Origin of the sequence: Aromatoleum toluclasticum ATCC 700605, from assembly GCF_000378245.1 — a bacterium.
Taxonomy (GTDB): domain Bacteria; phylum Pseudomonadota; class Gammaproteobacteria; order Burkholderiales; family Rhodocyclaceae; genus Aromatoleum; species Aromatoleum toluclasticum.
Map to the genome: position 1 here is coordinate 480,104 of NZ_KB899492.1, position 26,522 is coordinate 506,625.

Here is a 26,522-nt window from a genome sequence, read left to right on the forward strand (position 1 = left end):
AGCCGTCGGCCTCCATCTGCGCTACAATGCAAGGCTTTGTTTTAACTGAAAATCAGGATCCCGCCGTGCTCGTCGCCGCCAACATCACCATGCAGTTCGGGGCCAAGCCCCTGTTCGAGAACGTCTCCGTCAAGTTCGGCGAGGGCAACCGCTACGGCCTGATCGGCGCGAACGGCGCGGGCAAGTCGACCTTCATGAAGATCCTGTGCGGCGCGCTCGAGCAGTCCGCCGGCAACGTCTCGAAGGACCCGCACGAGCGCATGGCCTACCTGCGCCAGGACCAGTTCGGCTTCGAGGACATGCGCGTGCTCGACGTCGTGCTGATGGGCCACGAGGAGATGTGGGCCTGCATGGCGGAGAAGGACGCGATCTACGCCAACCCCGAAGCGACCGAAGACGACTACATGCACGCGGCCGAACTCGAAGGCAAGTTCGCCGAATACGACGGCTACACCGCCGAAGCGCGCGCCGGCGAGCTGCTGCTGGGCGTGGGCATCGGCACGGAACTCCACAACGGCCCGATGAAGAACGTCGCGCCGGGCTGGAAGCTGCGCGTGCTGCTGTGCCAGGCGCTGTTCGCGAACCCGGACATCCTGCTGCTCGACGAACCGACCAACAACCTCGACATCAACACCATCCGCTGGCTCGAGGACGTGCTCAACGAGCGCAACTCGACGATGGTCATCATCTCGCACGACCGCCACTTCCTGAACCAGGTGTGCACGCACATGGCCGACCTGGATTACGGCACGATCACCGTGTACGCCGGCAACTACGACGACTACATGGAAGCGGCGACGCTCGCGCGCGAGCGCCAGAGCGCCGCCAACGCCCGCGCCAAGGAAAAGATCCAGGATCTGCAGGAGTTCGTGCGCCGCTTCTCGGCCAACAAGTCCAAGGCCAAGCAGGCCACCAGCCGCCTCAAGCTCATCGACAAGCTCAAGCCCGAGGACGTGAAGCCCTCGTCCCGCCAGTACCCGTGGATCCGCTTCGACTACGACGACAAGGACAAGCTGCACCGCCTCGCGTGCGAGGTCGAGAACCTCTCCTTCGCCTACGAAGGCATGGAGAAGCCGCTCATCAACAAGTTCTCGATCGCCCTCGATGCGGGCGAGAAGGTCGCGATCATCGGCGAGAACGGCGTCGGCAAGACCACGCTGATGAAACTGCTGCTCGGAAAACTGCAACCGCAGAAGGGCAGCGTGAAATGGGCCGAGAAGGCCAAGCCCGGTTACTACGCGCAGGACCACTCGGCCGACTTCGCCGGCACCGACAAGCTCACCGAATGGATCGCCGAATACGCGCGCGTCACCGCCTCCGCGACGGGCGAGGATCTCGAGACCCTGATCCGCGGCACCCTGGGTCGCCTGCTGTTCTCGGGCGACGAGGTCAGGAAGCCCGTGAACGTCATCTCCGGCGGCGAACAGGGCCGCATGCTGTTCGGCAAGCTGATGCTGTCGCGCCCGAACGTGCTGCTGATGGACGAGCCGACCAACCACCTCGACATGGAATCGATCGAGTCGCTCAACACCGGCCTCGAGAAGTTCACCGGCACGCTGATCTTCATCTCGCACGACCGCGAGTTCGTGTCCTCGCTGGCGACCCGCGTCATCGAGATCAAGCTCGACGGCACCATCGTCGATTACCGCGGCACCTACGAGGAGTACCTCGCCAGCCAGGGACTGGAATAAGTCTCGCGGCCCGGCGAAAGCCGGGCTAAATTCCCCAAAGCATAGTCGATTCGGGTTATTAACGAATCGTTTCGCATATTTTATTGCTCGCTGACTAAGCCGCAGGTATATTCGGCCGCTCGTATCCCCACGTGGGAGCCTTTCTCATGGGCGGCTGGTCTTGGTTACGACACGGGGCATTTCCTTTTTGCTGGCGGCAATGACGGCGATTTTCGGCGGCGGGCCCGTGCGTGCCGACTATTCGGACTGTCGCACCTGTCATTACGCAACGACCATAGACGGCACCGCCCCCGACTACACGGGCTATTTCCTCGCTCCGGGCCATCATCCGGTGCGGGTGAACTACCCGATTCAAGCCGATTACCACCTGCCGGCCACCACGACCGCGACGGGCATCCTGTTCTTCGACAACAACGGCAACGGCATTCCCGACGCGGACGAGATCCAGCTCTTCAGCAGCAGCCTCATTTCCAGCACCACCGGCACGGTCACGACCACGCGCACGAAGGGCAAGCAGAAGGTCGCAGCGACCGCCGACACGTGGATGATCGACTGCGCGTCCTGTCACGTCGAACACGGCATCCTGCCCCCCGACCCGCAGCACGCCATCGACTACGTGCGCAGCGGCGGCGGCCTCCGGCTGTTCTGCGTCACCTGCCACAACCTGTGACCGCGACGGCGCACGAGCTTAGAGATCGGTAACAAGAACGCTCGGCGGGAAACTCCTGCCCCGGGCGCGGCGGTCATACAGGCATCGCCCACAGCAGGCTTCCGCGATGACCCCATCCTCGCGAACGCATCCGGTCCGGCGTGCGACGCTGGCAATCCTGGCGGCCCTCACCGTCGTTTTCGGGCTGGGGGAGGCTCTCGGCTGGCCCTTCCTGCGCGGCCCGCTGGAATCATTCCTCGCACAGCGCCTGGAGCGCCCGGTCCGCATCGCCGCGCCATTCCGACTTCACTTTCTCGGCGCCGTCCGCGTGAGCGCCGGCGGCGTGTGGGTCGCCGCGCCGGACGGCTTCGAAGCGCCCCATCTGGTGAAGGCCGACGGGCTCGCGCTGACGCTGCGCTACGGCGACCTCCTGCGGCTGCGCGAGTCCGACGCGCTGCGCATCGCTGCGATCGACGTCGATCGCCTCGACGCACGCCTGAAGCGCCGGCCCGACGGCGCTGCGACGTGGCAGCTCGGCACACGGCCGTCCGGGCAGGCGAGCGCGCCACCGCCACGGGTCGATGCGCTGGCGGTGCGCAACGGCACCATCGAATTCGACGATGTGCCAGCCAGGACCGCGCTCCGGGCCGTTTTCTCCACTCATGAAGGCGCCGGGGACGATACCCCCACCGCACGCGCGACCCTGCGCGGACGACTGCGCGGACGCAGGCTCGACGGCGAACTCGGCGCTGCCGGCTTCCTGAAGCTCGCGGCGCAGGGCACGGACGTGCCGGCAGTGCCCGTCAGCGGCCGCATCGACTACGGCGGCGTACATGCGGAATTCGACGGCGCCGTGGCGGACCTCTTCGGCGGCCGCGACCTGAAAGGGAAGTTCGCGGCACGCGGCGCCTCGCTGGGCGTGCTGGGCGAGCTCTTCGGTGTGCTCCTGCCGACGACCGATCCGTTCTCGCTGCGCGGCAAGCTGGAGAAGGACGGCGAAGTGTGGCGTGCCCGCGTCAGCGACGCACAGGTGGGCGAGAGCGCCGTACACGGCGTCTTCACCTATGACGCCCGCCCGGCGACTCCGCGCCTCGAAGGCGAACTGGGCGGCAAGCGCCTCGCCCTCGCCGATCTCGCCCCGGCCTTCGGCACCCGCAATCCCGACGGCAGCCGCGCCGCGCCGCCGCCCGGGCGGGTCCTGCCGGAGCGCGAGCTGAACCTGCCCGCGTTGAAGACGATGGATGCGCGTGTCGCGGTGGATCTCCGTCATGTCGACCTCGGCAACGCATTCTCGCAGCCGATCGCGCCGCTGCGTGCGACGCTGAGCCTGCACAACGGCCGCCTCGTGCTCAGCGAGCTCGACGCGAGCACCGCCAAAGGGCGGCTGCGCGGAGAGCTCGCCGTGGATTCCGGCAACACCCCGCCGCAGTGGGCGGCGAACCTGCAGTGGGAAGGCATCCGCCTGGAAGACTGGATCGGCGTGTCGCAGACGCGGTCACAGGCGGCCCGCGCCACGGGCGGGGAGCCATCCCAGCCGCCCTACTTCACCGGTGTGCTGCACGGCCGCGCGAAGCTGACCGGACATGGCCGCTCCACTGCGGCTCTGCTCGGCTCCCTCGACGGCGAGCTCACCGCCGGCGTGCGCGACGGCAGCATCTCGCGTCTGCTGATCGAGATCATGGGGCTCGACGTCGCGCAGGGTCTCGGCCTGGTGCTGGGGGGCGACCAGGCGTTGCCCCTGGACTGCGCCGTCGCCGACATCGTCGCGCACGACGGCCGGATGAGCCCGCGCGTCGCACTGATCGACACACCCGTGACCCTGGTGCTGGTCGACGGCAGCATCAATCTCGCCAACGAGGCGCTCGACCTGCGCTTCACCGCGAAGCCACGCAACGTGTCGCCATTCACGCTGCGCACGCCGGTGCGCGTTGCCGGCACGCTCGACGCGCCGCGCGTGAGGCCGGAGGCGGGCCCCCTTGCGACCCGGGCGCTGGCGGGGGTCGCCCTCGGCTTCGTCACGCCGCTCGCAGCCATCCTCCCCTTCGTCGACCCCGGAGAAACACCGGGCTCGCCCTGCCGCCAGGCGCTCGCGCGGCTCGGCCACTGACCCCGGCGCCGGCCCCCGTCGCATCGCCCGGGCGACAGTCGTGCCCGAAGGCACCCGCGCCGCGCCGCGCGTCGGCTAAAATCGCCTGAACCAGCGCGACGACATCATGATCGGCATCTTCCTCATCACCCACGGCACGCTCGGCGAGGCGCTGATCCAGTGCGCCTGCCACGTGCTGAACAAACGCCCCGACAACGTCATCCAGCTCGGGTTGTCGGGCCAGGACGATCCCCTCGACATCCTGCCGGAAGCACGTCGGCTGCTCGCGACGGTCGACAAGGGGCATGGCGTCGTGATACTCACGGATATCTACGGTGCAACCCCGGCGAACGTCGCTCGCAAACTGCTGGAACCGGGGCGCATCGAAGGCATTGCCGGCGTAAACCTGCCGATGCTGCTGCGGGTGCTGACCTACCGTGAAAGGGATATGAACACGCTCGTCGAACGCGCCGTCACCGGCGGCTGCGAGGGCGTGCTGCGAATGAAGTGAGAGTGACATGCCGAGAGCGGAAACCGAAATCATCAACAAGCTGGGCCTGCATGCGCGCGCGTCGGCGAAGCTGACGCAGCTCGCGAGCAGCTTCGGGGCCGACGTCTGGCTCGAACGCAACGGGCGGCGCGTGAACGCCAAGAGCATCATGGGCGTCATGATGCTGGCCGCCGCACGCGGGGCGACGATTACGGTCGAAACCGCCGGCCAGGACGAGGACAAGGCGCTGGAGGCGATACTCGACCTCATCGCCGACCGCTTCGGCGAAGGGGAATAGCGCGATGCCCTTCACCATCCACGGGCTCCCCGTCTCGCAGGGCATCGCGATCGGCCACGTGCATCTGGTGTCGCACGCAATGCTGGAGGTGAACCACTACCACGTCGCAGTGAAATACCTGCCCGAGGAAGTGGAGCGCCTCAACGAGGCCGTCGCGACCGTGCAGGGCGAGCTGGTGGGGCTGAAAGCCGCCGCGACGGCCGGCCAGTCGCACAGCGAAGTCGGCGCCTTCGTAGACCTGCAGCTGATGATGCTGGCCGACCCGATGCTCATCGACGCCGCGCGTCATCTCATCACCGAGCGCCGCTGCAACGCGGAGTGGGCGCTGGTGCAGCAGATGGAGCTGGTGGTCGAGCAGTTCGAGCAGATCGAGGATCCCTACCTGCGCGAACGCAAGGCCGACGTCGTGCAGGTGATCGAGCGCATCGTGAAGGTGCTGCTGGGACACCCCGGCCATCTGCCGCCGAAGCGCCGCGACGGGCTGGGCACCATCATCGTCGCGCACGACCTGTCGCCGGCCGACACCATCGGCTTCCGCGACCACAACATCGGCGGCTTCGTCACCGACGTCGGCGGCCCGACCAGCCACACGGCGATCGTCGCGCGCAGCCTGCGCATCCCCGCGGTCGTCGGCCTGCACCACATCCGCCAGCTCGTCGAGGAGGACGAGCTGCTGATCATCGACGGCACGCGCGGGGTCGTGATCGTCGGGCCCGACGAGCGCATCGTCGAGGAATACCGCCTGCGCCGCAGCGAGCTGGAGCTGGAGCGCTCCAAGCTCAACCGCCTGAAGGACACGCCTGCCACGACGCTCGACGGCGAGGACGTGAAGATGCTCGCGAACATCGAGGGGCCGAAGGACCTCAATCAGGTGAAGGCGGTCAATGCCGACGGCGTGGGCCTGTACCGCACCGAATTCCTCTTCATCGGCCGCGATGCGCTGCCCGACGAGGACGAGCAGTACGAGGCCTACCGCGCGGTGCTCAAGTCGCTGCCGGGCAAGCCGGTGACCATCCGCACTTTCGACGTCGGCGCCGACAAGGCGCTCAACGGCGTCGGCGCGCGCTTCGAGCCGAACCCGGCGCTGGGCCTGCGCGCGATCCGCTACTCGCTGGCGGAACCGCAAATGTTCAAGACGCAGCTGCGCGCGCTGCTGCGCGCCTCGGTGCATGGCCAGTTGCGCGTCATGATCCCGATGCTCGCGCACGCGCACGAGATCGACCAGTCGCTGCAGCTGATCGCGAAGGCGAAGGCGGAACTCGACGCAGAGGGTCTGAAGTACAACCCGCGCCTAGAGATCGGCGGGATGATCGAGGTGCCGGCCGCGGCGCTCGCGCTGGGCATGTTCATCCGCCGCCTGTCTTTCCTGTCGATCGGCACGAACGACCTGATCCAGTACACGCTCGCGATCGACCGCTCGGACGAGGCCGTCGTGCATCTGTACGACCCGCTGCACCCGGCGGTGCTGAAGCTGATCGCCGGCACGATCCAGGCGGGCGCGCGCTTCGGCCTGCCGGTGTCGGTGTGCGGCGAGATGGCGGGCGACCCGGCCTACACGCTGCTGCTGCTGGGCATGGGGCTGCGCAATTTCTCGATGCACCCGGGCCATATCCTCGAGATCAAGCAGCAGGTGCTGCGCGCCGACCTCAACGAGCTGGCCCCGCGCGTGCAGCGCATCCTGAAGATGGACGAGCAGGCGAAGGTGCGGGATGCGGTGATGCGGCTGGCGGGGTAATCCCGCTGCGCGGCCGCGTGTGGGAGCGGCTTCAGCCGCGAATGGGCGGTATCGCGCGCCGCACGGCTGATTCGCGGCTGAAGCCGCTCCCACAGGACGCCGCTCCCACAGGACGCCGCTCCCACAGGACGCCGCTCCCACAGTACGCCGCTCCCACAGTACGCGGGCGTTTGACAATTGATCCCGCGCACGCTAATTTTTGAGCCTTAGCGCCGATTTGAACCACAGCTTGCGGGCGCTCAATAAATCCGGCTAAAGCGAGGGCGACCCAGTCCGCGTTTTCCAAGCCGGCTGGGTTTTTTCGTTTACAAGAATACGGCCATGATCCAACCCCAATCCGTCGGAGTCGTCGCCCCGCAACGGGCGCACTTCGCCGAGCCGCTGCCCTTGCGCAGCGGAGGCACGCTGCCCGAATACGAGCTGGTCTACGAGACCTACGGCGAACTGAACGCGGACCGCAGCAACGCGGTGCTCGTGTGCCACGCGCTGTCGGGCTCGCACCACGTCGCCGGCCATTATGCGGACGACGCGAAGAACGTCGGCTGGTGGGACAACGTCGTCGGTCCGGGCAAGCCGCTCGACACGCGCAAGTTCTTCGTCATCGGCGTGAACAACCTCGGCGGCTGCCACGGCTCGACCGGGCCGATGTCAATCAACCCGGCGACCGGCCAGCCGTGGGGGGCGGACTTCCCCTTCGTGACGGTGGAGGACTGGGTCGAGGCGCAGGCGCGGCTCGCCGACCGGCTGGGCATCCGGCGCTTCGCCGCGGTGATGGGCGGCAGCCTGGGCGGCATGCAGGCGCTGTCATGGACGCTGCAATACCCGGAGCGCGTCGCCAATGCGGTCGTGATCGCGTCGGCGCCCAAACTGACGGCGCAGAACATCGCGTTCAACGAGGTCGCGCGCCAGGCGATCCTGTCCGACCCCGACTTCCACGGCGGCCACTACTACGCGCATGGCGTCGTGCCGACGCGCGGCCTGAAGCTCGCGCGCATGGTCGGCCACATCACCTATCTGTCCGATGACGCGATGGGCGACAAGTTCGGTCGCAGCCTGCGCCACGGCAAGGCGATCTACAGCTACGACGTGGAGTTCGAGATCGAATCCTACCTGCGCTACCAGGGCGACAAGTTCGCGGGTTTCTTCGACGCGAACACCTACCTGCTGGCGACCAAGGCGCTCGACTACTTCGACCCGGCCTTCGAGCATGGCGGCAACCTGCCGGCGGCGCTATCGCGGGCGACGGCCGACTTCCTCGTCGTGTCCTTCAGCACCGACTGGCGCTTCTCGCCCGCGCGGAGCCGCGAGATCGTCTATGCGCTGCTGCACAACCAGCGCAACGTGAGCTACGCGCAGATCGAGAGCGACGCGGGGCACGATTCCTTCCTGCTCGACGAAGCGCAGTACCACGCGCTGCTGACCGCCTACTTCGACCGCATCAAGGTTTAGCCATGTCCTACCGTTACGACTACGAAGTCATCACCCAGTGGATCGCGCCGGGGGAAAAGGTGCTCGACCTCGGCTGCGGCGACGGCAGCCTGCTCAAGCATCTCGCCGAGGTGCGCCAGGTGCGGGGTTACGGCGTCGAGAACGACCCGGACAAGCTGCTCGCGTGCACGAGGAACGGCGTCAACGTGATCCAGATGGACATGGAGAAGGGGCTCGCCGGCATCGAGGACGGCTTCTTCGACCACGTGATCATGAGCCTGTCGCTGCAGGCGATGCACAACACGCAGGGCATTCTCGTGGAGATGCTGCGGGTCGCGCGCGAAGCGGTCGTGAGCTTCCCGAACTTCGGCTACTGGCGCCACCGCCAGAGCATCCTCAACGGCCGCATGCCGGTGTCGGAGAGCCTGCCGCACCAGTGGTTCAACACGCCCAACGTGCGCTTCTTCACGATCTCGGATTTCGATGCGCTGTGCGAGATGAACGGCATCGCGGTGCGCGAGCGGCTGGCCTTCGACGAGGGCAAGCTGATCCTCGACGAGCCCAACTTCCTCGCCAGCGTGGCGGTGTATCGGCTCGGGCGCGGAAACTGAGCGTATATTTTTCCCTGTGGGAGCGGCTTCAGCCGCGAATCGGCGCTGCCGCAAGCTGAGCGGCCCATTCGCGGCTGAAGCCGCTCCCACAGTACGCCCCCGGCCAGGGGGCGGGGTGTTACTCAGCCGACGACAAAATTCGGGACGTCGACGCGTACGGTCGGACGGCCCAGCGCGACGGCGGTGGCGGCGGCGAACTGCTTCGCCCAGTCTCCGCGCTCCTTGAAGCGTTCTTCGCCGCCGTACTTGGCGACGTTGAGGATCATGTCGAGCACGAGGATCTTGCCCATCGGGTTCGACGGCGTGCATTCGAGCCGCTCGAATTCGCCCGACAGCCAGGCGCGCGCCTGGTCCTTCGCGAGACTGGCGGCGTCGGCGTCCGACACGATCGTCTCGTATTCGCGCTCGGCACCGAAAACCACGTTGATGTGCTGCGTCATCCCTCTCTCCTCTCGTTCTTGGTTTATGCGTTGAACGTGCATTCTCGGGCGAGTCGCGCACGCAGGCAAGCCCGTCCCGGCTCCCGCGCCGGCGAGGCCGGAATGTAAGGCGCTGCTGCGCCGGCGGCACCCGCAACAGCAATCTGGGATAATGCGCCGAACCCTCGCCGAAAGCTTCCAGTGCCGTCCATTCCCTCCGCTCCGCCCCCCGCCGGCCCGGCCTCTTCCCGTCCCGCCTGGCAGGACGCCCTGCTCAACCGCCGGATGCTGATCTGCATCTTCACCGGTTTCTCGTCGGGCCTGCCGCTGTACCTGCTGCTGAATCTGGTGCCGGCGTGGCTCAAGACCGAGGGCTTGTCGCTGAAGGCGATCGGGGCGTTCGCGCTGATCCAGTTCCCCTACACGTGGAAGTTCGTATGGGCGCCGCTGCTGGACCGCTTCGGCATCCTGCCGTGGCTGGGACGGCGGCGCAGCTGGATGCTGGTGTCGCAACTGGGGCTGGTCGCGGCGATCGCATGGCTCGGGCAGCTGTCCCCGACCGAGAACCTGATGCTGGTGGTCGCCCTGACGGCGGTGCTGGCCTTCCTGTCGGCGACGCAGGACATTGCGCTCGATGCTTTCCGCCGCGAGATCCTGCCCGATATCGAGCTGGGGCTGGGCAATGCGATCCACGTGAACGCCTACCGCATCGCCGGACTCGTGCCGGGCTCGCTGGCGCTGATCCTCGCCGACCGCCTGCCCTGGGGCGAGGTGTTCGTCATCACCGCGCTGTTCATGCTGCCGGGCGTGGCGATGACGCTGCTGGCGAAGGAGCCGGCGATCGCAGCGGGCGCGCCGCGCACGTTGCGCGACGCGGTGGTCGAGCCCTTCCGCGAGTTCTTCGGCCGCCACGGTCTGCGCTCGGCGCTGCTGGTGCTGGCCTTCCTGTTCCTCTACAAGCTCGGCGACTCGCTGTGCACGGCGCTGGCGACGCCCTTCTACCTCGACATGGGCTTCACCAAGACCGAGATCGGCCTGATCGCGAAGAACGCGGGCCTGTGGCCGTCGGTGATCGGCGGCATCCTCGGCGGCATCTGGATGCTGAAGCTGGGCATCAACCGCGCGCTGTGGCTGTTCGGCGTGGTGCAGGTGGCGAGCATCCTCGGCTTCGTGTGGATGGCCTGGCTGGGCACGGCACCGTCGGATGCGGCGCGCCTGAGCGCGCTCGCGATCGTGATCTCGGCGGAGGCCGCGGGGGTCGGGCTGGGCACCACGGCTTTCGTCGCCTACATGGCGCGCACGACCCACCCCGCCTACACGGCGACCCAGCTTGCGCTGTTCACGAGCCTGATGGCCGTGCCGCGCACCTTCATCAATGCGTCGGCCGGCTGGCTGGTCGAACGCATGGGGTGGTACGACTTCTTCTGGCTGTGCTTCTTCCTGGCCGTGCCGGGCATGCTGCTGCTGATCAAGGTCGCGCCGTGGAACGGCGAGGCGAAGGCGATCGCGGCAGCGCCGGAGCGGGCCTGATTCCTGACGCTGACAATGACCACGACTACTGCAGATTCCCTGATCGCCGCGGCGCATGCGCTGTCGGGCACCCTCGACGCGATGCGCTTCGCCGCACCGGTAAGCCACGTCTATAACCCGCTCGACTATGCGTGGGGGATCCACGAGGACTACCTGCGCCGGTATGCGGCGGGCCGCAAGCGCATCGTGTTCCTCGGCATGAATCCCGGCCCCTTCGGCATGGCGCAGACCGGGGTGCCCTTCGGCGAGATCGACGCGGTGCGCGACTGGCTGGGCCTCGCGGGGCCGGTCGGCAAGCCGGCGGTCGAGAATCCCAAGCGCCCGGTCGAGGGCTTCGGCTGCGCGCGCTCGGAAGTGAGCGGACGCCGCCTGTGGGGGCTCTTCCGCGAGCGCTTCGGCACGGCCGAAGCCTTCTTCGCCGAGCATTTCGTCGCCAACTACTGCCCGCTGGCCTTTTTCGACGGCGGCCGCAACGTGACGCCGGACAAGCTGCCGGCGGCCGAATCGCAGCCGCTGCTCGCGGCCTGCGACGAGCACCTGCGCCGCATGATCGACGCGCTCGCGCCCGACTGGGTGATCGGCGTCGGCGCGTGGGCGGAATCGCGCGCGGCCGCGGCGCTGACCGGACACAAGCTACGCATCGGGCGCGTGCTGCACCCCAGCCCCGCGAGCCCGGCAGCGAACCGCGGCTGGTCCGAGGCGGCGAGCCGCCAGCTCGCGGAGCTGGGAATCTGGCCATGATTGCGTGAGCGCCTTGCGCCGGACACGGCGGCATTGCCAAGATGAGCGATGATCGCTGAATATTCGGGCGGCACGGTACTGCAAAATCCTCTGCCAGCCATCAGAGACAGCGACGCTGAACACAGGACAACATGAGTCAGAAAATCGGGGCGGGCCTGCTCTCCTGCGCGGACAAGATCTGGGAAACCGCCGATACCTTGCGCGGCGCGGGCATCAAGGCGAGCGAATGGCCCGCCTACATGATGCCCTTCTTCGCGCTGATGATGCTCGAATCACGGCTGCGGCGCTTTCGGCAGACGCAAATCGACACGTTCAAGAAGGAAACCGTCGGCGACTTCAGCCTCGACGATGCGGCGCATATCGAATGGCTGGAATACTCTGCGAAGGCCGCCAACAAGGGCTTTCACCGGGATTTGCTGTTGCATGGCAAGGGCCTGCGGGAAACCTGCCTCGTTCCCGGCGGCAACTTCCTCAACCGGCTGCTTTCGCACCTCGACCAGTACGACCCCGACACCAAGCGCCTGCTGGGTATCGGCTATGCCCAGGGGCACGCCAAGTTCCTCGACATGCAGGGCAAGGCGTCCGACCTGTTCGCCCGCGACAACTGCCCGCTTTTCCCCTTTGCGCAAAAGTGGGCGGCGATCGACCTCACCCCCTTCGACAACTCCGAAATCACCACCATCGAGGAGCACATCAAACGCAAGTGGGGGGACATCTCGGCCGAAACGGCCGGCGAACAATACACCCCATCGGACGTCATCGACCTCGCCACGGCCGTCATCGTCGAGTTGCGGCGCGAGGGCAAAGGCGGCACAGGCATTGCCGATGTTTACGACATGGCCTGCGGCGGCGGCAACTTCCTGTACGCCACCGAGGATGCCCTGCGCGAAGCCTTCCCCGAACTCTCGGTGCGCACACGCGGGCAGGACAACAACGATGCGCTGTTCGCGCTCGCCGCCATCGAGGCACGTTTCCGTCAGGATGCCCGCATCGAATGGGGCAACACCCTGACCAACGATCTGTTCCTGCTCGACGAATTCGACGTCATCGTCGCCAATCCACCTTACGGTGTCGACTGGAAGGACTTCAAGAAGTCGCTGGAAATGGACGCCTCGGGCCGCTTCGACAAGAACCGCATGCCGCCCACGTCCGACGGCCAACTCCTGTTCCTGCAGCACGCAGCGTTCCATCTGTCCGATACGGGCGTCGCCGCCGTCGTCCATTCCGGCTCGACGCTGTTCTCCGGGGATGCCGGCGGCGGTGAGTCGGAGACCCGCCGCTGGCTGATCCAGGAACAGGATATCGTCGAAGCCATCATCCAGTTGCCGAAGAACGAGTTCTTCAACACCGGCATCTCGACCTACCTCTGGATTCTGAATCGCGCCAAGCCGAAAGCCCGCAAGGGGCAGGTGCTGCTGATCAACGCCGAGACCTGCTTCACCAAGCTCAGGAAGAACCTCAACCAGAAGAATTGCGAGATCGACGACGCCAATCGGGCGCGCATCGTGCAAGCCTTCCGTGACTTCGCGGACGGCCCGCTGGCCCGCAGACTGCCGGTCGACGCCCTGCTCTACAACAAGGTGGAAATCGAACTGCACCGGCACGACGAACAGGGCCGCGCAATCCAGGACGAAGCGAAGATCGAGGGCGAGAAGATCGTCGTCCGCTTCGACGATGCCGACTATGCCATCGACGGCGGCGTTCTCGATCTCGCCGCCTTCGAGGGCAAAACCGTCAAGGAAGCCGTCGCGCTATTCAACGAGGCGGCGCGCAATGCCGGACAAGCCGTCGTATCGATCGCTGGCGGCAGTTGCTACCGGCGCGACAACGACACCGGCGCCATCACCATCGACGGGGAGGCGAAGGGGCTGGGCGTGCTCGCGGTAAAGGCAAAGATCGCCAAGTCCAAGGGCCGGGAACTCGCCAAGGTGGACATCCTGCTCGGCCCGCTTTGGGAAAAGGACACCGAGACCGTGCCTTACGCGTCGGATGCCGCCACCAACGACCAGAACATCGGGGACTTCCTCGCCAAGTGGGTGCATGAGCCGTGGCGCATCCTCGGCGTGAAGATCGGTAGCGAGATCAACTTCAACCGCGTTTTCCCGAAGAGGCGCGAAGTCCGGCCGACCAATGACATCCTGAAGGACATCGCTGCCGTCGAGGAAGAGATGGCACGGCTGGAAGCCGAGATCGCCGCCGATCTTCGCTCGGAGGGGTGACGATGGCGCGAGCGATGAACGACAGCCGCGTTTCGTGGCCAGCTGAAATTCCGGCATCATGGAACTTGATACGGATTAAGGACTTGGCGATATTGAAGAGTGGCGACCATCTGTCTGCTGAGCAAATCAACGAAGATGGGCCTTATCCCGTCATGGGCGGCAATGGGCTTCGTGGGTATTCCTTTCGTTTTACCCATAAAGGAGAGCATGTCCTTATTGGGCGACAGGGCGCTTTGTGCGGCAACATCAACTATGCAAAGGGCCCATTTTGGGCAACCGAGCATGCGGTCGTGGCGCAACCAAGGAGAACGTTCATTCTGCGCTGGCTTGGTGAAGCACTTCGCGCCCTTAATCTGAATCAATACGCGACCGCATCAGCACAACCGGGTCTATCTGTAGAAGTTATTGCAAACAAGCATGTCCCCGTTCCACCGCTCGACGAACAGCGCCGCATCGCCGCGTGGCTCGACCTCCAGACCGGTCGCGTCGACAAGCGCCTCGAACTGCTCGGCAAGAAACGCGAGCTGTTGCGGGAGCTGAAGAATTCGGTCATCGAAGACGCCACGTTCCGGGGCTTGAATGCCGACGCAGCGCAGCGAGAGTCTGACATCGACTGGCTGGGGGCAATACCCGCCCACTGGGCAGTCGTGCGCTTGGGGTCGCTGTTCCGCGAAGCCGCCGACGCCGGCATCGATGGCTTGCCGATGTTGAGCGTGTCGATTCATTCCGGCATCTCCGACAAGGAACTGGAAGACGACGAGCTCGACCGGAAAGTGAGCCGCAGCGAGGATCGCACGCTCTACAAGCGGGTGAAGCCCGGCGACCTCGTTTATAACCAGATGCGAGCGTGGCAAGGCGCTTTCGGTGCGGCCAAGGTCGAGGGCCTGGTCAGCCCGGCCTATGTGGTGGCGCGGCCCGGCACTGCCGTAGTTCCGACCTTCATCGAGTATCTGCTGCGGGCTCCGGCCGCGATGGAGGAAATCCGGTGCCGCTCGCGCGGCATCACGGACTTTCGGCTGCGCCTGTACTGGGACGAGTTCAAGAACATCCGCGTCGCCCTGCCACCGAAGGACGAGCAGGCCGAGATCGCGGCGTTTCTCGACCGCAAGCTGTCGCAGATCGCCCGGCAGATCGCCCTCATCGACCGGCTCGAAGCCCTGCTCAAGGAACAGCGCAAGGCGATGATCCACGAGGCCGTCACCGGCAAGATCGACCTTTCCGCCTACGAGCCCCAACAACCCCGGGAGGCCCTTGCGGCCTGACGCAGCGAGGAATGCCCATGGCCGACGGTTTCAAGGAAAGCGATTTCCAGAACGGCATCTTCATCCCGTATCTGACTGCGCCCCGACCGGGCGGGCTGGACTGGATACTCGGCAAACCCGCCGACATCGACGCGGCGCGCTGGATCGTGCCGGGGGATCTGCTGCGCTTCCTGCGCGAGGGTTGTCCGCTCAATGCGGCAGCCTTCGCCAAAGCGGCCCGGGGCTATGACTCGGACGCCGAATTCCTGCACGTCTTTCTAACTGAGGCGCTGCTGCCCAAGATCGAGGCCAAGGCGAATGCGGCTTTCGTCTTGCGCGAGAGCCTGAGCTTCGCCGGGCAGTCTTTCGTGCTGTGGAACGAGGCGCCGCGCGCCGGGGCCGATTCCGACGCTGCGACGCAGTTTGCGAAAAACTTGCTGCGCGTGATCCCCGAAGCGACATTCGAGCGCCAATTCCCCCACGGCAACAAGCGCATCCGCCGCCGCCCCGATCTGGTGTTTTTCGTCAATGGCCTGTACTTGGCCTACTCCGAACTGAAGACTGCGCAGACCGGGCAGACCGCCGCCGGCCACGGGCGCAAGAAGATCGCGCACGACTGCGTCGAGGCCGGCATTGCCGTGCTGCGCGAGGCGCGCGAACGCTATGCGGTCGAAGGCGGACGCTGGCCGGGGTTCCGCCACCGCGACCTGAGCGAGAAGGTGCGCTGGGAAATCCGCCAGAGCATCTGCCTGTACGAGAAGGCGACCCATATCAGTTGCGCGGACATGGGCGCGATGATGGTGCTGCCCGACCTCGAATGGCTGCTGCCGGAGATCGATGACGCGATCGAGGCGGACGACACGCAGGCGCTGGTCGAAACCCTGCCCGACAAGCTGGTGGAATCCTTCCTGCGCACTGCGGAGATGCGCGACAAGCCGCCGTCCGTCGCGCTGGCCGAGCACCTTGCGTCGTTCTTCGACCCCGCGGACGGGGTGGACCGGGAGATTCATTTCTTCAACCAGAACCGCCCGAGCCGCACCACCACCGGCACCGAGATCCTGCGCCCGCGCCCGGCACAACGGGCCATGCTGCACCAGACCATGAAGCGGGTGCGCGAACTCTATGCTGACGAGGGGAAGTCCAAGATCAACGAGCAGGACATCCGCGCAGCGCTGGCCGCTTCCCTTCCTGATCTCAACGAGAAGAAGGCCGACGAGATCGTCTGCAAGACCCTGCTCCACCGCAACGGGCAGGAATCGCACTCCATTTTGTTGCAAGGCGCGGCAGGGCTGGGCAAGACCAATGTAATCGTCTGGCTGGCGCAGGCGCTCGCCGACATGCCCGACCCGCGGAGCCCGGCGGCGGCCCCGTTGTTCGATTTGTGCATCCTCCTCACCGACCGCACCGAACTGCGCCAGAACGTCGCCGAGGAGGCGGCACGGCTGCGGGCGACGCAGAACATCGTCGCCGAGGCCGAAACCTTCCAGGGCTTGCGCGACGGCCTGCAGCATGGCGCGCGGGTGGTGGTGGTGAACATCCAGAAATTCCCGTCGATCAAGAAACTGGCCGAAGCCGACCCGGCGCTCGCCACGTTGCTGGCGAGCAAGCGGGTGGCCTTCGTCATCGACGAGGTGCATCGCACGCAGAACGGCATCCTGCACGACGCGACGATCGAGATATTCGACGAGTGGGGCACGATCCGCCCCGAAGGCGCAAAGCGCAATCTCATCATCGGCCTGACCGCGACGCCGCGCGACGAGATCCTCGCCCGCTTCGGCGAATGGCGTTCCCCGGCAGCGGCCGGCGACGACATCCGCTGGGCACCGTATTTCGCCTACACGATGACGCAGGCCATCCGCGACAAGGTGATCCTGAATCCGATCCAGAACGTGATTCGCTTCGAGGACCACCTGCAATACCGGATCGTCGAGACCATCCAGAAGCTGCAGGACGGCGACCGGTTGCGCCCGCCGAATTCCGACGAGATCTACCAGAACGCCGACCGGCAGGGATTTGTCGCCAGGCAGGCCGCTCTGGTGTTCGTGGCGAAGACGATGATGGCGATTCGCCCGCCGGGCCGCGCCCTGGGCGAGGGCAAGGCCATGTTTGCGGCCCACTCGATCAAGGCGGCGATTGCCTACCAGAAACTGCTGCGGGCCGAACTCGACAAGCTGGCGAACGATCCGCGTTTCATGGAGCATGCCGAGGCGATCAGGGCGTGTCCGGTGCTGCTGCTCTACACCGACAAGCAGGGCGAGCCGGGTTGCGCGTCACTCAACGGCGGCAGGAATCAGGACGCGATCATCGACGAGTTCCGCCGCAAGGGCGAAGGGGCCAAGCAGGGGCTGAAGGTTCATAACGCGCTCATTGTCGTGGTCGACAAGCTCCTTACCGGCTTCGACGAACCGACCCTGCACACGCTGTTCATCGACCGAGGCATGGACGATGTGCTGCTGTTCCAGGCGGCATGCCGAGTGAATCGCTGGCGCAAGTGGAAGAACGACTGCCTGCTGGTGGATTTCTCCCACGAGGGCGTCGTCTCGAAGAATCTCCCGAAGGTATTCGCCAAGTATGGCGGCATTACCGTGTCCGACCTCGACGCGATGACCCTGAAAGCCAAGATGGACGCCGCGTTCAAGATGTTCTTCGTCGACGACAAGGACATCAACGCCCACTGGCGAAGCTGGAAGGCGACCCAGGCGGGCGGCAAGGACAAGGACGGCGCGACGGGGCTTTCCGACTTTCTCGACGGGCTGGTGCAGAACGAAAAGCCGCGTGCTGTCCAGTTGCGCAAGGCGGGCTCGGCCTGGCTGAGTGGCCGCGAACGCTTGTGGGGCATCCTCGATTTCAGGAAGCCCGAATTGTCCAAGCACGCAGACGAGCGACGCGCGGCGTTCGCCGAGCAGGTGGTCAGGCATCTGGCATCGAAGCTGCGCGACGATGACGACCGCGTCGGTGCGGTGTTCGACATTGATCTGGTGGAGGATGCCGTCGGCTGGGGCATGGACGAATTGCCGGACGCTCCCGTGAAGAGGAAGAAGCGAAAGGACGGAGAGGCCGGACTGCCCCATTCCATAGGCGGACTGATGGCCTCGCTCGATGCCATCGAACTGCTCGCGGCCCTGCAACTGACCGAGCAACAGAAGCTTGTGCTGATCGAGAAGCTGAAAGCGTTCCTGATCGTGTTGTTCCGGGTGATAGACAGTGAGGGCAAACGGCACAACAACGACATCCACTGCAAGTTGGTGCTGGCAATGACAACTGAAGGAAAGGATTTCCCGTGGGAGGAGCGCTATGAGTCGTTCAAACGATTGCTGGATACCGCCGTCAGCAATCTGAAAATAGCTTTTCACCCAGACAGGAAGGCGCTGCTGGTGCCCCTCCTGAAGCGCGCGGAACTGGTGATGGCGGATTACGAGGAATGGATTGTTTCGGGCGGGACCTCCATCGTGCTCGGCGCATCGGAGTCGGACGAAACTTCGGCGACGGCATCATGAACCCGATGACCGAACTACTTCGGCCCGCATGGCAGAGCGTGGATCGACGTGCCGGCATCGTCTTTCCCAAGGGCGGTGCATGAACGCAGACAACCAAACCCATCCTGTTCGCTATCCTGAGCTGCTGAGCGAGATAAAGCAGCGCATCCGGTCTGCACAGACTCGGGCGATGCAGGGGGTCAACGCCGAGTTGATCCGGCTGTATTGGGAAGTCGGCCAGATGCTGGACGCACGGCAAAAACGCGAAGGCTGGGGAGCAGCGGTCATCCCCCGGCTGGCACGGGATATCCGGAACGAGCTGCCGGAAGTGAAGGGTTTTTCCGAGCGCAACATCAAACGGATGCTGGCGTTTTACCGTGAATACGGCAGTCTGGCAGTGGTGCCACAGCCTGTGGCACAAGCCGCCGTTGCCGAAGAAGTGCCACAGGCTGTGGCACTTTTCCCGACGGAGGTGTTGCTGTCACTGCCTTGGGGACACCATCTGCTGCTGATGGAGAAGGTCAAGGATACCGAAACGCGGTACTGGTACATGCAGGCGACGCTCGCCAACGGCTGGAGCCGCAATGTGCTGCAGATGCAGATCGAGAGTTCGGCCCATGCTCGTCAAGGCAAGGCGACCAGCAATTTCGCCTTGCGACTGCCGCCGCCACAGTCGGATCTGGCGCAACAGGCCTTGAAAGACCCTTACCTGTTCGATTTCCTGACACTGGCCGAGCCTTTCCACGAACGCGAGCTGGAAACCGGCTTGATAGCGCATCTGGAAAAGTTCCTGCTGGAACTGGGCCAGGGATTTGCCTTCGTCGGGCGGCAGTACCACATCGAAGTCGGGGACCAGGATTTCTACATCGATCTGCTGTTCTATCACCTGCACCTGCGCTGCTACATCGTCATCGAGCTCAAACGCGGCCAGTTCCGGCCGGAATACGCCGGCAAGATGAACTTCTATTGCAGCGTGGTCGACGATGTCCTGAAGCACCGGACAGACTCACCGACGATCGGACTGATCCTCTGTCAGGAGCAGAACGAGGTCATCGCCGAATACGCCTTGCGCGGGGTGGATAAGCCGATAGGAGTCTCGACCTTCGAGCTTACCCGTGCATTGCCGATGGAACTTGAATCCAGCTTGCCCACCATCGAGCAAATCGAGCGGGAATTGGCGGGCGACAACAAGCGTTCCTGACCAGACGCAAGCCAGCACTGCAAGGCAGGCCGGGCGCAAGCTGCGCATCGGGCGCGTGCTGCACCCCAGCCCCGCGAGCCCGGCGGCGAACCGCGGCTGGTCCGAGGCGGCGAGCCGCCAGCTCGCGGAGCTGGGAATCTGGTAACAGGAATAGTCGGCGCGCGGGCTTTCCCGTGGGAGCTTCAGCCGCGAATCGACCGTGCAGGGCTCCTGCCGCCGATTCGCGGCTGAAGCCGCTCCCACAGGCGCTCCCACAGCGGCGCCGGACCGGCGCGTCGCGGAAGGAAGGACGGAGGAAGCGATGTTTTTCTCGCCCTTCGCGCATGACGGCGAGCCCCCACACCCCTACCGAAACGCCCGTACCAATCCCCTACCATCCGTACGGTATTCCCCTCCGTACGCAAAGGTCATCTGCAATTTCTTGTTGCATCTCCGGTTTGCGCCGCCGGCTCGCGATGTGACATTTTGATAACCCGTTCGCAATAAAACCCGTTTTTCATAGGGTCTGCGGTCCGTCCGTCGCAACGCTGTCTCACAGGCTCCGGCTCTAGAGGGAGGGTACGTTGGCGTCGCATCTCGGCATTCTGTCGGTTCTGCAGGCCCTGCGCGAACGCTTGGCGATCCGCATGGCGGCGCGTCTGGGCGGCAACCCTCAGGTCGAGATCCTCGGCTCGCATACGCTCGCTGGCAAGCCGCAGGCCAACACCGACACGCTCGGGCTCTACCTGCATCGCATCTCGGTCGACCCCTTCAGCCGCAACCGTCATCTGTCGCCGCTGCCGGGGCGCAGCCAGCCCCGCCCGGAACTGCCGGTCAACCTTCACCTGCTGTTGATCGCGTGGTGCACGCATACCGACCAGGAAATCGAATACCTCGCCGCGGCGATCCAAATCCTGGGCGGCGGCTTCATGCTCGAGAGCGCGGACATGAGCCTCGCCGATCCCGACTGGGGCCGGGAGGACGTCGTGCAGGTGCTGCCCGAGGAGATGAGCACCGAAGACCTGATGCGGCTGTGGGACAGCCTGCCGGGCAACTATCGCCTGTCGGCCCCTTACCTGGTCAAGACGGTGCGCCTTGCCCCGGACATCGACCGTGACGAAGGGCCCGCGGTCAGGACCCTGGTGTTCCCGATGGACGAGCGTAGCGGGAGCGCGCAGTGATCGTCGAGACCCTCGTGCTGCATGCCAGCGACTTCATCGAGTGGGTGGACGCGAGCGGCGTGCAGGGGGGAGCGAGGCGACCGGTGCCGGCTCAAGGCCTGAGGATCCGGCTGGATAGTCCGCCGGCCGATCTCGAACTGATCCACAAGACCGCCGGCACCGTGCTGTGGCGCCGGGTGCCGGCCGAACTGCGGCGCGTGATCGCCGGCGCGGCGAGCCCAGCGGACCTCGCGGTACCCGCAGAGGCCGACGAGCCGCTGTACCCCCTTGCGGGCGAGGTCGCGGACCCGGCCGGGCACTTCCTGCCGCGACGCTTCTCCCTCGCTGCCGGCCGCCGCGCCGAACATGCTCTGAGCCTGTTCCGCTCGCCGCTCGGCACGCGCTTCGGCCGCGCCGGCGGCCTGACGGGCCGCACGACGCTCGAGGACGGCACGCCGGTACCTTGGGCGCTGCTGGCACTACGCGTGACGCCACCACTCGCCACGCCCTTCGATTTCATGGCCCAGAGCGACGCCCACGGCGAATTCAGGCTGTCGCTGGCGCGGCTGCCGGCGCTCACCAAGGACGCCCCGGCGACGACTTACCCCGGGGTGCTCACGGTGCGCGCCGCCGCGAGCGGTACCGACCCCGATGCCCTGCCCGCGGCGCGCGTGCGCGGCACCGGCAGCGGGAACGCCGCGTTCAAGACTCAAATCACGGTGGACATTGCGCCGGGGCGCATCGCCACCCTGGCCAGCCCGGGACGGGATGACCTCGTCCTGCGGTTTTCCTGAACCGCAGCGTCAATAAGCCTCATAGGCACCGAAGGAGAAGCGACATGCCCGAGTACCTTGCCCCAGGCGTCTTCGTCGAGGAGACGAGTTTCCGCAACAAGTCGATCGAGGGCGTCGGGACCAGCGTCGCGGCGCTGGTGGGCCCGACCCGCACCGGCCCGCTACGCGGGGTGCCCGAGGTACTGACGAGCTACGCGGACTTCGAACGCATCTTCGGCGACGCGCAGGACCTCGCGATCGGCGCGGGCGGCAAGGATGTCCTCAACCACACGGCGCACGCGGCGCGGGCCTTCTTCGACAACGGCGGCAAGCAGCTCTTCGTCGCCCGCGTCGTGAAGGGCATCAACGCGCTCGCCGCCGACGCGGACGGGGTGTGGCCCAATGCGGCGGTCAAGGCCGACGCCGGCAACACCGTGAAATTCTTCAGCCGCTTCCCCGGCAAGATGGGGGAATACACGCTGGAGCTGCGCTGGCGCGACAGCGAGAACCTGCTGCGCAGCGAGACGCCGAAGACCGCCAGCGCGGACCACCTGTACTTCCTCGAGGCGAAGGGCGTGCCCCTGGCCGCGAAGGCGACCGGCCCGATCGACGATGCGGCCTTCCCGGTCGACATCCGGGCGGTGGTGAAGCTCGACGGCGCGAACCTCGCAATCCAGAACAATCGCGCCGAGATCGTGTCGATGACCGACCCGGCAAATCCCGCCCCCCTCGCAGCGACCCAGATCACCAAGCTCAAGGCGGCCCAGCTGCCGGCCGACGCGAAGCTCACCCGCATCTTCGTGCGCCCACCAGCCTCCGGACCGCTGGCCGCGGGGACCTCGGCGGAGCTGCAGCTCTCGGATGTCACCACGATCACGGCTTTCACGGGCGGTGCGGACTGGGGCGATCTGAAGGTGCTGCGCGGCACGCTGGATGCCGCGGGCGAGACCTTCACGGTCACGGGCAACACGACCCTCAATCCCGGCGTGGCGAACCCGATCACGCTACCCCTCGCGGCGCTCGCCGCGGCGCCGGGCGCGGCGCGCGCGATGATCGTGCTGCGCAGCTTCGACCTCGACGTACGCAACGGCGGGAAGGACGGCGAGGTCATCCGCACCTACGCCGGCCTCACGACCGCGCCCGACGGCCCGACGAGCCTCGCCGCACTGCTGCCGGCCACGCCCGACCGCCGCGCCGAGGCGCTGAGTTCGCCGCTCGCCTGCGTGCTCGGCGCGGGCGCGACCGGCGACTCGATCCAGACGGCGCTGATTTCGATCTGCGATCCCGGGGCGCTGAATCCGGGGGCCAGCTCGCTCGACGAACCGCGCTACCTGATCGCCCTTTCGGGCGGCAGCGACGGTACCGCGCCGGATTCGACGGACTACGCCGGCGAGACCGACGAGATCAAGGGCAGCACCGGTCTGAAGGCACTGGAGATGGTAGAGGATGTGTCGATCGTGATGACGCCGGCCGCCGCGACGTCCGACGAGGACGGCCACAAGGCAGTCGTGATGGAGGTGCAGAAGCACTGCCGGCGCATGCGCTACCGCGTCGGCATCGTCGATGCGCGCTCGGGGCAGAGCATCAGCGAGGTGCGCGCCTTCGCCGGCAACTTCGACGATTCGCGCCTCGCGCTGTACCACCCGTGGGTCGTGATCCCCGACCCGACCGGCACACGGCGCGACATCACGGTGCCCCCAGCCGGCTTCATCGCCGGCGTGTATGCGCGCACCGACGTCGATCGCGGCGTGCACAAGGCACCGGCGAACGAGATCGTGATGGGGGCGCTGCGCTTCGAGCAGCAGATCAACGCCTTCCAGCAGGAGCTTCTCAACCCCAACGGCATCAACTGCCTGCGCTCCTTCGCCGGGCGCGGCCACCGCGTGTGGGGCGGGCGCACGCTCTCCAGCGACCCCGAGTGGAAGTACGTGAACGTGCGGCGCTACTTCCTGTACCTCGAGCGCTCGATCGAGAAGTCGACGCAGTGGGCGGTGTTCGAGCCGAACGGCGAGGCGCTGTGGGCCAACATCCGCTCGAGCGTCGAGGACTTCCTGTTCAACGAGTGGCGCAACGGGCGGCTGCTGGGCGGCACGCCGAAGGAGGCCTACTTCGCGCGCTGCGACCGCTCGACGATGACGCAGAACGACATCGACAACGGCCGCATGGTGTGCCTCGTGGGCGTGGCGGCGCTGAAGCCCGCCGAGTTCGTGATCTTCCGCATCGGCCAGAAGACCGCCGACGCCTGAAACTGAGGAGAGACAGTCATGGCCGTTTTTCGTGAAACACCCTATTCGGCGTTCAACTTCCTGGTCGACCTCGAACCCGGCCAGGGCAGCGAGGTGCAGGCGGGCTTCTCCGAGGTGTCGGGGCTGAACGCCGAGGTCACGGTCGCGGAGTACCGCGCGGGCAACGACCGCGTGAACTACGTGCGCAAGGTGCCTGGCATCCACAAGGCAGGCGACGTGACGCTCAAGCGTGGCGTGATCGGCGCGCAGAACCTCTACGAGTGGCTGGAGAAGGGGCGCACCGGCAAGATCTCGGAGGCCAAGCGTGACATCGTCGTGAAGCTGCAGTCCGAGGACCGCGCCGACACCGTCGTGAGCTGGAAGCTGCGCGGCGCGATGCCGATCAAGTGGACCGGACCGACGCTGACCGCAAAGGGCGGCGGCGACGTCGCGATCGAGGAGCTGGTCCTCTCCGTCGAGACGATCGAGCAGGAGTAAGGCCGTGCTGCTCGCCGACAAGCGCATCGAACTGGACGCGCGCCCCGCTTCGCGGCGGCTCGCGCCGGTCGAGGTCGTGATGATCGGCCACTGCCCGTCCTTCGACGGCAGCGCCGAGTGGAAGCGGCTCGCGCGCGACCTCGCGGTGCTCGCCGAGATTGCGGCGCTGGGCTTCACGGCCGAAGTGGAACGCCTGCGCGCGCTCGACGAAGGCGCAAGCGAGCCCGAACCGGGCGACGGGACGCTGTATGCGCTGTACCGGCTGCCGATCCCGATCCGGTCGCTGGCTTACTTCCAGGCGCTCTTTCCGCAGGCCTTCGACACCGACGGCGCCTACCGCAGCGCGCTGGCCGGCCGTTCGGCCTGGCTGCCGGCGGCGGTGCAGGATTTCTTCGCCGGCGAGGACCGCGGCTTCGGCGACACGCGCACGCTGTGGATCATCCGCGTGCCCGAATCGGACGGCGTGCGCGCCTTCCTGCCGCAGCCGAACACGAGCCTGATCGAACCGTCGGAGCTGGGCGCCTTCGAGCGCGCGCTGCTGATCGAACGCGCCGGCATCCTCGCGCTGCCCGACCTGGAACGCCTGATGGTGCCGCGCGCGCTGCCCGACGTCCCGCGCGTGCGCCTCGAGAACCCCGAGCCGGTGTTCCTGCCATGCGGCACCGAGATCGACGACACCCATCGCGAGCGGCGCCACTCGAACGAGATGCCCCCCGCGGATGCGCCGCCGGGGCCGGTCGACATCGTGCCGCCCATCATCCGCGCACTGGCACGCCTGCGCCCGGACATGCAGTGCCTGCTGACGCTGCCGCTCGACCAGCGCCCGCGCGACGAGCTGCCGGCGCCGTCACGCGAGTTCCTCGAGCACATCGCGCGCATCGCCGGTGAAGTGGGCAGCGAGGCCGGCGGCGGTGCCGCGGTGGCGCCACACGCCGAGCTCGCCGAGAAGCTGCGCCACCTGCAGCTGCTGTGGCCCTATCTGCGCAGCGAGGATCAGCCCCTCGCGTCGCCCTGCGGGCTGGTCGCCGGCATGCAGGCGCGCGTGTCGCAACGCCATGGCGTGTGGCGTTCGATCGCCGGCCGCCCGCTGCCCGGCGCGGCGCTGCCGTGGCCGCCGGTGACGCAGCAGCAGGCGACCGCGCTGCGCGAGGTGCCCGGCGTGACGGTGCTGCTGACCCGCGCGGGCAAGCTGCAGGTCGATGACGAGGCGCTGTGCGCGCCCTGCCTGCCGGCCGCGGACCTGCGCCGCATGAGCGCGGCACAGCGCGCGCAGGAGCACTGGCGTTCGGCCGAGGTGATGCGCTTCATGGGCTGGCTGCGGCGCGGCCTGCAGGCCCTGGGCGAGCAGTTGGTGTTCGACGCCGATCCGCGCGATCCGCGCCCGGAGCTCGCGCTGCGCGCCTTCTTCGAGCGCCTGCATGAAGCCGGGGCGCTGCGCGGCGCGCGGCCGGAGAGCGCCTACCGCATCCGCGAGATTCCGTCGCCCGAATCGACGATCGCGTTCGAGATCGAGATCGCACCGGCCTACCCGATCGACCGGCTGCGCCTGACCTTCCTGCACGACCGCCACGTCGCCGTGACGGAAACCCGCATCGAGGCCGTCGATGGCTGACGCAGCGCGCGAGTTCATCCCCTTCCGCTTCCGCGTCGCGCTGTACGACGGCGAGGGCGGCAACCTGCTGTGCCGCGGCGCCTTCAGCGAGGTGTCGGGGCTGGAGGCGACGATGGCGCCGAAGGCACTGAAGGAAGGCGGGCGCAACTGGGGCGAGGTGCAGCTCGCGGGCCCGACGACCTTTGCGCCGATCATCCTCAAGCGCGGCATCACCGAGCTCGCCGACCTGTGGAGTTGGTTCGACATGAGCACGCGCCAGTCGAACTACGCGCTGCGCATGAGCGGCACGATCGACGTCTTCCATCCCGAGAATCCGGACAAACCGCTGTTGCGCTGGCGCATCACCAACGCGCTGCCGACGAAGTTCAAGGGGCCGGACCTCTCCTCCACTGCCAGCCAGGTCGCGATCGAGGAGCTGCAGCTGGTGCATGAAGGCCTGGAACTCGAGCGCGGCTGAGGA

General features: G+C 66.5%; 21 protein-coding genes and 1 pseudogene. 21 read left to right on the top strand and 1 reads right to left on the bottom strand.

Features of this window, described 5'->3' with window-relative positions:
- Positions 1-65: 65 nt before the first annotated feature.
- The 8 genes from F464_RS0105290 to metW all read left to right on the top strand — a co-directional run bounded on the left by F464_RS0105290 (position 66) and on the right by metW (position 8,988).
- Positions 66-1,691, top strand: a complete 1,626-nt coding sequence (locus tag F464_RS0105290; RefSeq protein WP_018988747.1) for an ABC-F family ATPase — start codon at positions 66-68, stop codon at positions 1,689-1,691.
- A gap of 199 nt (positions 1,692-1,890) precedes the next feature.
- Complete coding sequence (locus tag F464_RS29825) at positions 1,891-2,361, top strand: hypothetical protein (protein ID WP_018988748.1); 471 nt, start codon at positions 1,891-1,893, stop codon at positions 2,359-2,361.
- Positions 2,362-2,467: 106 nt separating this feature from the next.
- The gene (locus tag F464_RS0105305) at positions 2,468-4,447 is read left to right on the top strand and encodes an AsmA family protein (protein WP_018988749.1); all 1,980 of its coding nucleotides are present in this window, start codon (positions 2,468-2,470) and stop codon (positions 4,445-4,447) included.
- 106 nt (positions 4,448-4,553) lie between these two features.
- Positions 4,554-4,937 (top strand): PTS sugar transporter subunit IIA, encoded by a 384-nt coding sequence (locus tag F464_RS0105310; RefSeq protein WP_018988750.1) that lies wholly within the window; start codon positions 4,554-4,556, stop codon positions 4,935-4,937.
- Between the two features lie 7 nt (positions 4,938-4,944).
- A complete protein-coding gene (locus tag F464_RS0105315) occupies positions 4,945-5,214 on the top strand; it encodes an HPr family phosphocarrier protein (RefSeq protein ID WP_018988751.1) in 270 nt (89 codons plus the stop codon).
- A gap of 4 nt (positions 5,215-5,218) precedes the next feature.
- The gene (gene ptsP / locus F464_RS0105320) at positions 5,219-6,949 is read left to right on the top strand and encodes a phosphoenolpyruvate--protein phosphotransferase (protein WP_018988752.1); all 1,731 of its coding nucleotides are present in this window, start codon (positions 5,219-5,221) and stop codon (positions 6,947-6,949) included.
- Positions 6,950-7,270: 321 nt separating this feature from the next.
- The gene (metX, locus tag F464_RS0105325; RefSeq protein WP_018988753.1) at positions 7,271-8,398 is read left to right on the top strand and encodes a homoserine O-succinyltransferase MetX; all 1,128 of its coding nucleotides are present in this window, start codon (positions 7,271-7,273) and stop codon (positions 8,396-8,398) included.
- Between the two features lie 2 nt (positions 8,399-8,400).
- Positions 8,401-8,988, top strand: coding sequence for a methionine biosynthesis protein MetW (metW, locus tag F464_RS0105330; RefSeq protein WP_018988754.1), 588 nt, complete (start codon positions 8,401-8,403; stop codon positions 8,986-8,988).
- Positions 8,989-9,110: 122 nt separating this feature from the next.
- Here metW and F464_RS0105335 read toward each other — a convergent pair whose 3' ends face one another.
- On the bottom strand, positions 9,111-9,428 hold the full coding sequence (locus tag F464_RS0105335) for a hypothetical protein (protein WP_018988755.1): 318 nt from the start codon (positions 9,426-9,428) through the stop codon (positions 9,111-9,113).
- A 180-nt stretch (positions 9,429-9,608) separates the two neighbouring features.
- Between F464_RS0105335 and F464_RS0105340 the strand changes: the two genes are divergently transcribed.
- The 13 genes and pseudogenes from F464_RS0105340 (at position 9,609) to F464_RS0105395 (ending at position 26,519) form a co-directional block, all read left to right on the top strand.
- Positions 9,609-10,937: an AmpG family muropeptide MFS transporter gene (locus F464_RS0105340; RefSeq protein WP_228214728.1), complete on the top strand. Its 1,329-nt coding sequence runs from the start codon at positions 9,609-9,611 to the stop codon at positions 10,935-10,937.
- A gap of 15 nt (positions 10,938-10,952) precedes the next feature.
- Complete coding sequence (locus F464_RS0105345) at positions 10,953-11,678, top strand: uracil-DNA glycosylase family protein (RefSeq protein ID WP_018988757.1); 726 nt, start codon at positions 10,953-10,955, stop codon at positions 11,676-11,678.
- Between the two features lie 131 nt (positions 11,679-11,809).
- Complete coding sequence (locus F464_RS0105350; RefSeq protein WP_018988758.1) at positions 11,810-13,897, top strand: HsdM family class I SAM-dependent methyltransferase; 2,088 nt, start codon at positions 11,810-11,812, stop codon at positions 13,895-13,897.
- 14 nt (positions 13,898-13,911) lie between these two features.
- Positions 13,912-15,159, top strand: coding sequence for a restriction endonuclease subunit S (locus tag F464_RS27900; RefSeq protein ID WP_157353552.1), 1,248 nt, complete (start codon positions 13,912-13,914; stop codon positions 15,157-15,159).
- A gap of 17 nt (positions 15,160-15,176) precedes the next feature.
- A complete protein-coding gene (locus F464_RS0105360; RefSeq protein WP_018988761.1) occupies positions 15,177-18,635 on the top strand; it encodes a type I restriction enzyme subunit R domain-containing protein in 3,459 nt (1,152 codons plus the stop codon).
- 79 nt (positions 18,636-18,714) lie between these two features.
- Positions 18,715-19,815 (top strand): PDDEXK nuclease domain-containing protein, encoded by a 1,101-nt coding sequence (locus tag F464_RS0105365; RefSeq protein ID WP_026295766.1) that lies wholly within the window; start codon positions 18,715-18,717, stop codon positions 19,813-19,815.
- A gap of 40 nt (positions 19,816-19,855) precedes the next feature.
- Positions 19,856-19,960: pseudogene (locus F464_RS31535) on the top strand (single-stranded DNA-binding protein); the annotation flags it as partial.
- A 418-nt stretch (positions 19,961-20,378) separates the two neighbouring features.
- Positions 20,379-20,975, top strand: a complete 597-nt coding sequence (locus tag F464_RS0105370) for a DUF4255 domain-containing protein (protein ID WP_018988763.1) — start codon at positions 20,379-20,381, stop codon at positions 20,973-20,975.
- On the top strand, positions 20,972-21,748 hold the full coding sequence (locus tag F464_RS0105375; RefSeq protein WP_018988764.1) for a hypothetical protein: 777 nt from the start codon (positions 20,972-20,974) through the stop codon (positions 21,746-21,748). Before F464_RS0105370 ends, F464_RS0105375 begins: the two co-directional genes overlap by 4 nt.
- Before the next feature lie 44 nt (positions 21,749-21,792).
- Positions 21,793-23,973 (top strand): phage tail sheath family protein, encoded by a 2,181-nt coding sequence (locus F464_RS0105380; RefSeq protein ID WP_018988765.1) that lies wholly within the window; start codon positions 21,793-21,795, stop codon positions 23,971-23,973.
- Between the two features lie 18 nt (positions 23,974-23,991).
- On the top strand, positions 23,992-24,450 hold the full coding sequence (locus tag F464_RS0105385; RefSeq protein ID WP_018988766.1) for a phage tail protein: 459 nt from the start codon (positions 23,992-23,994) through the stop codon (positions 24,448-24,450).
- A gap of 4 nt (positions 24,451-24,454) precedes the next feature.
- The gene (locus tag F464_RS0105390; protein ID WP_018988767.1) at positions 24,455-26,062 is read left to right on the top strand and encodes a hypothetical protein; all 1,608 of its coding nucleotides are present in this window, start codon (positions 24,455-24,457) and stop codon (positions 26,060-26,062) included.
- Positions 26,055-26,519 carry a phage tail protein gene (locus F464_RS0105395; protein ID WP_018988768.1) on the top strand — a complete coding sequence of 155 codons (465 nt, stop codon included), beginning with the start codon at positions 26,055-26,057 and terminating at the stop codon, positions 26,517-26,519. Before F464_RS0105390 ends, F464_RS0105395 begins: the two co-directional genes overlap by 8 nt.
- The last annotated feature ends 3 nt before the right edge of the window (positions 26,520-26,522 follow it).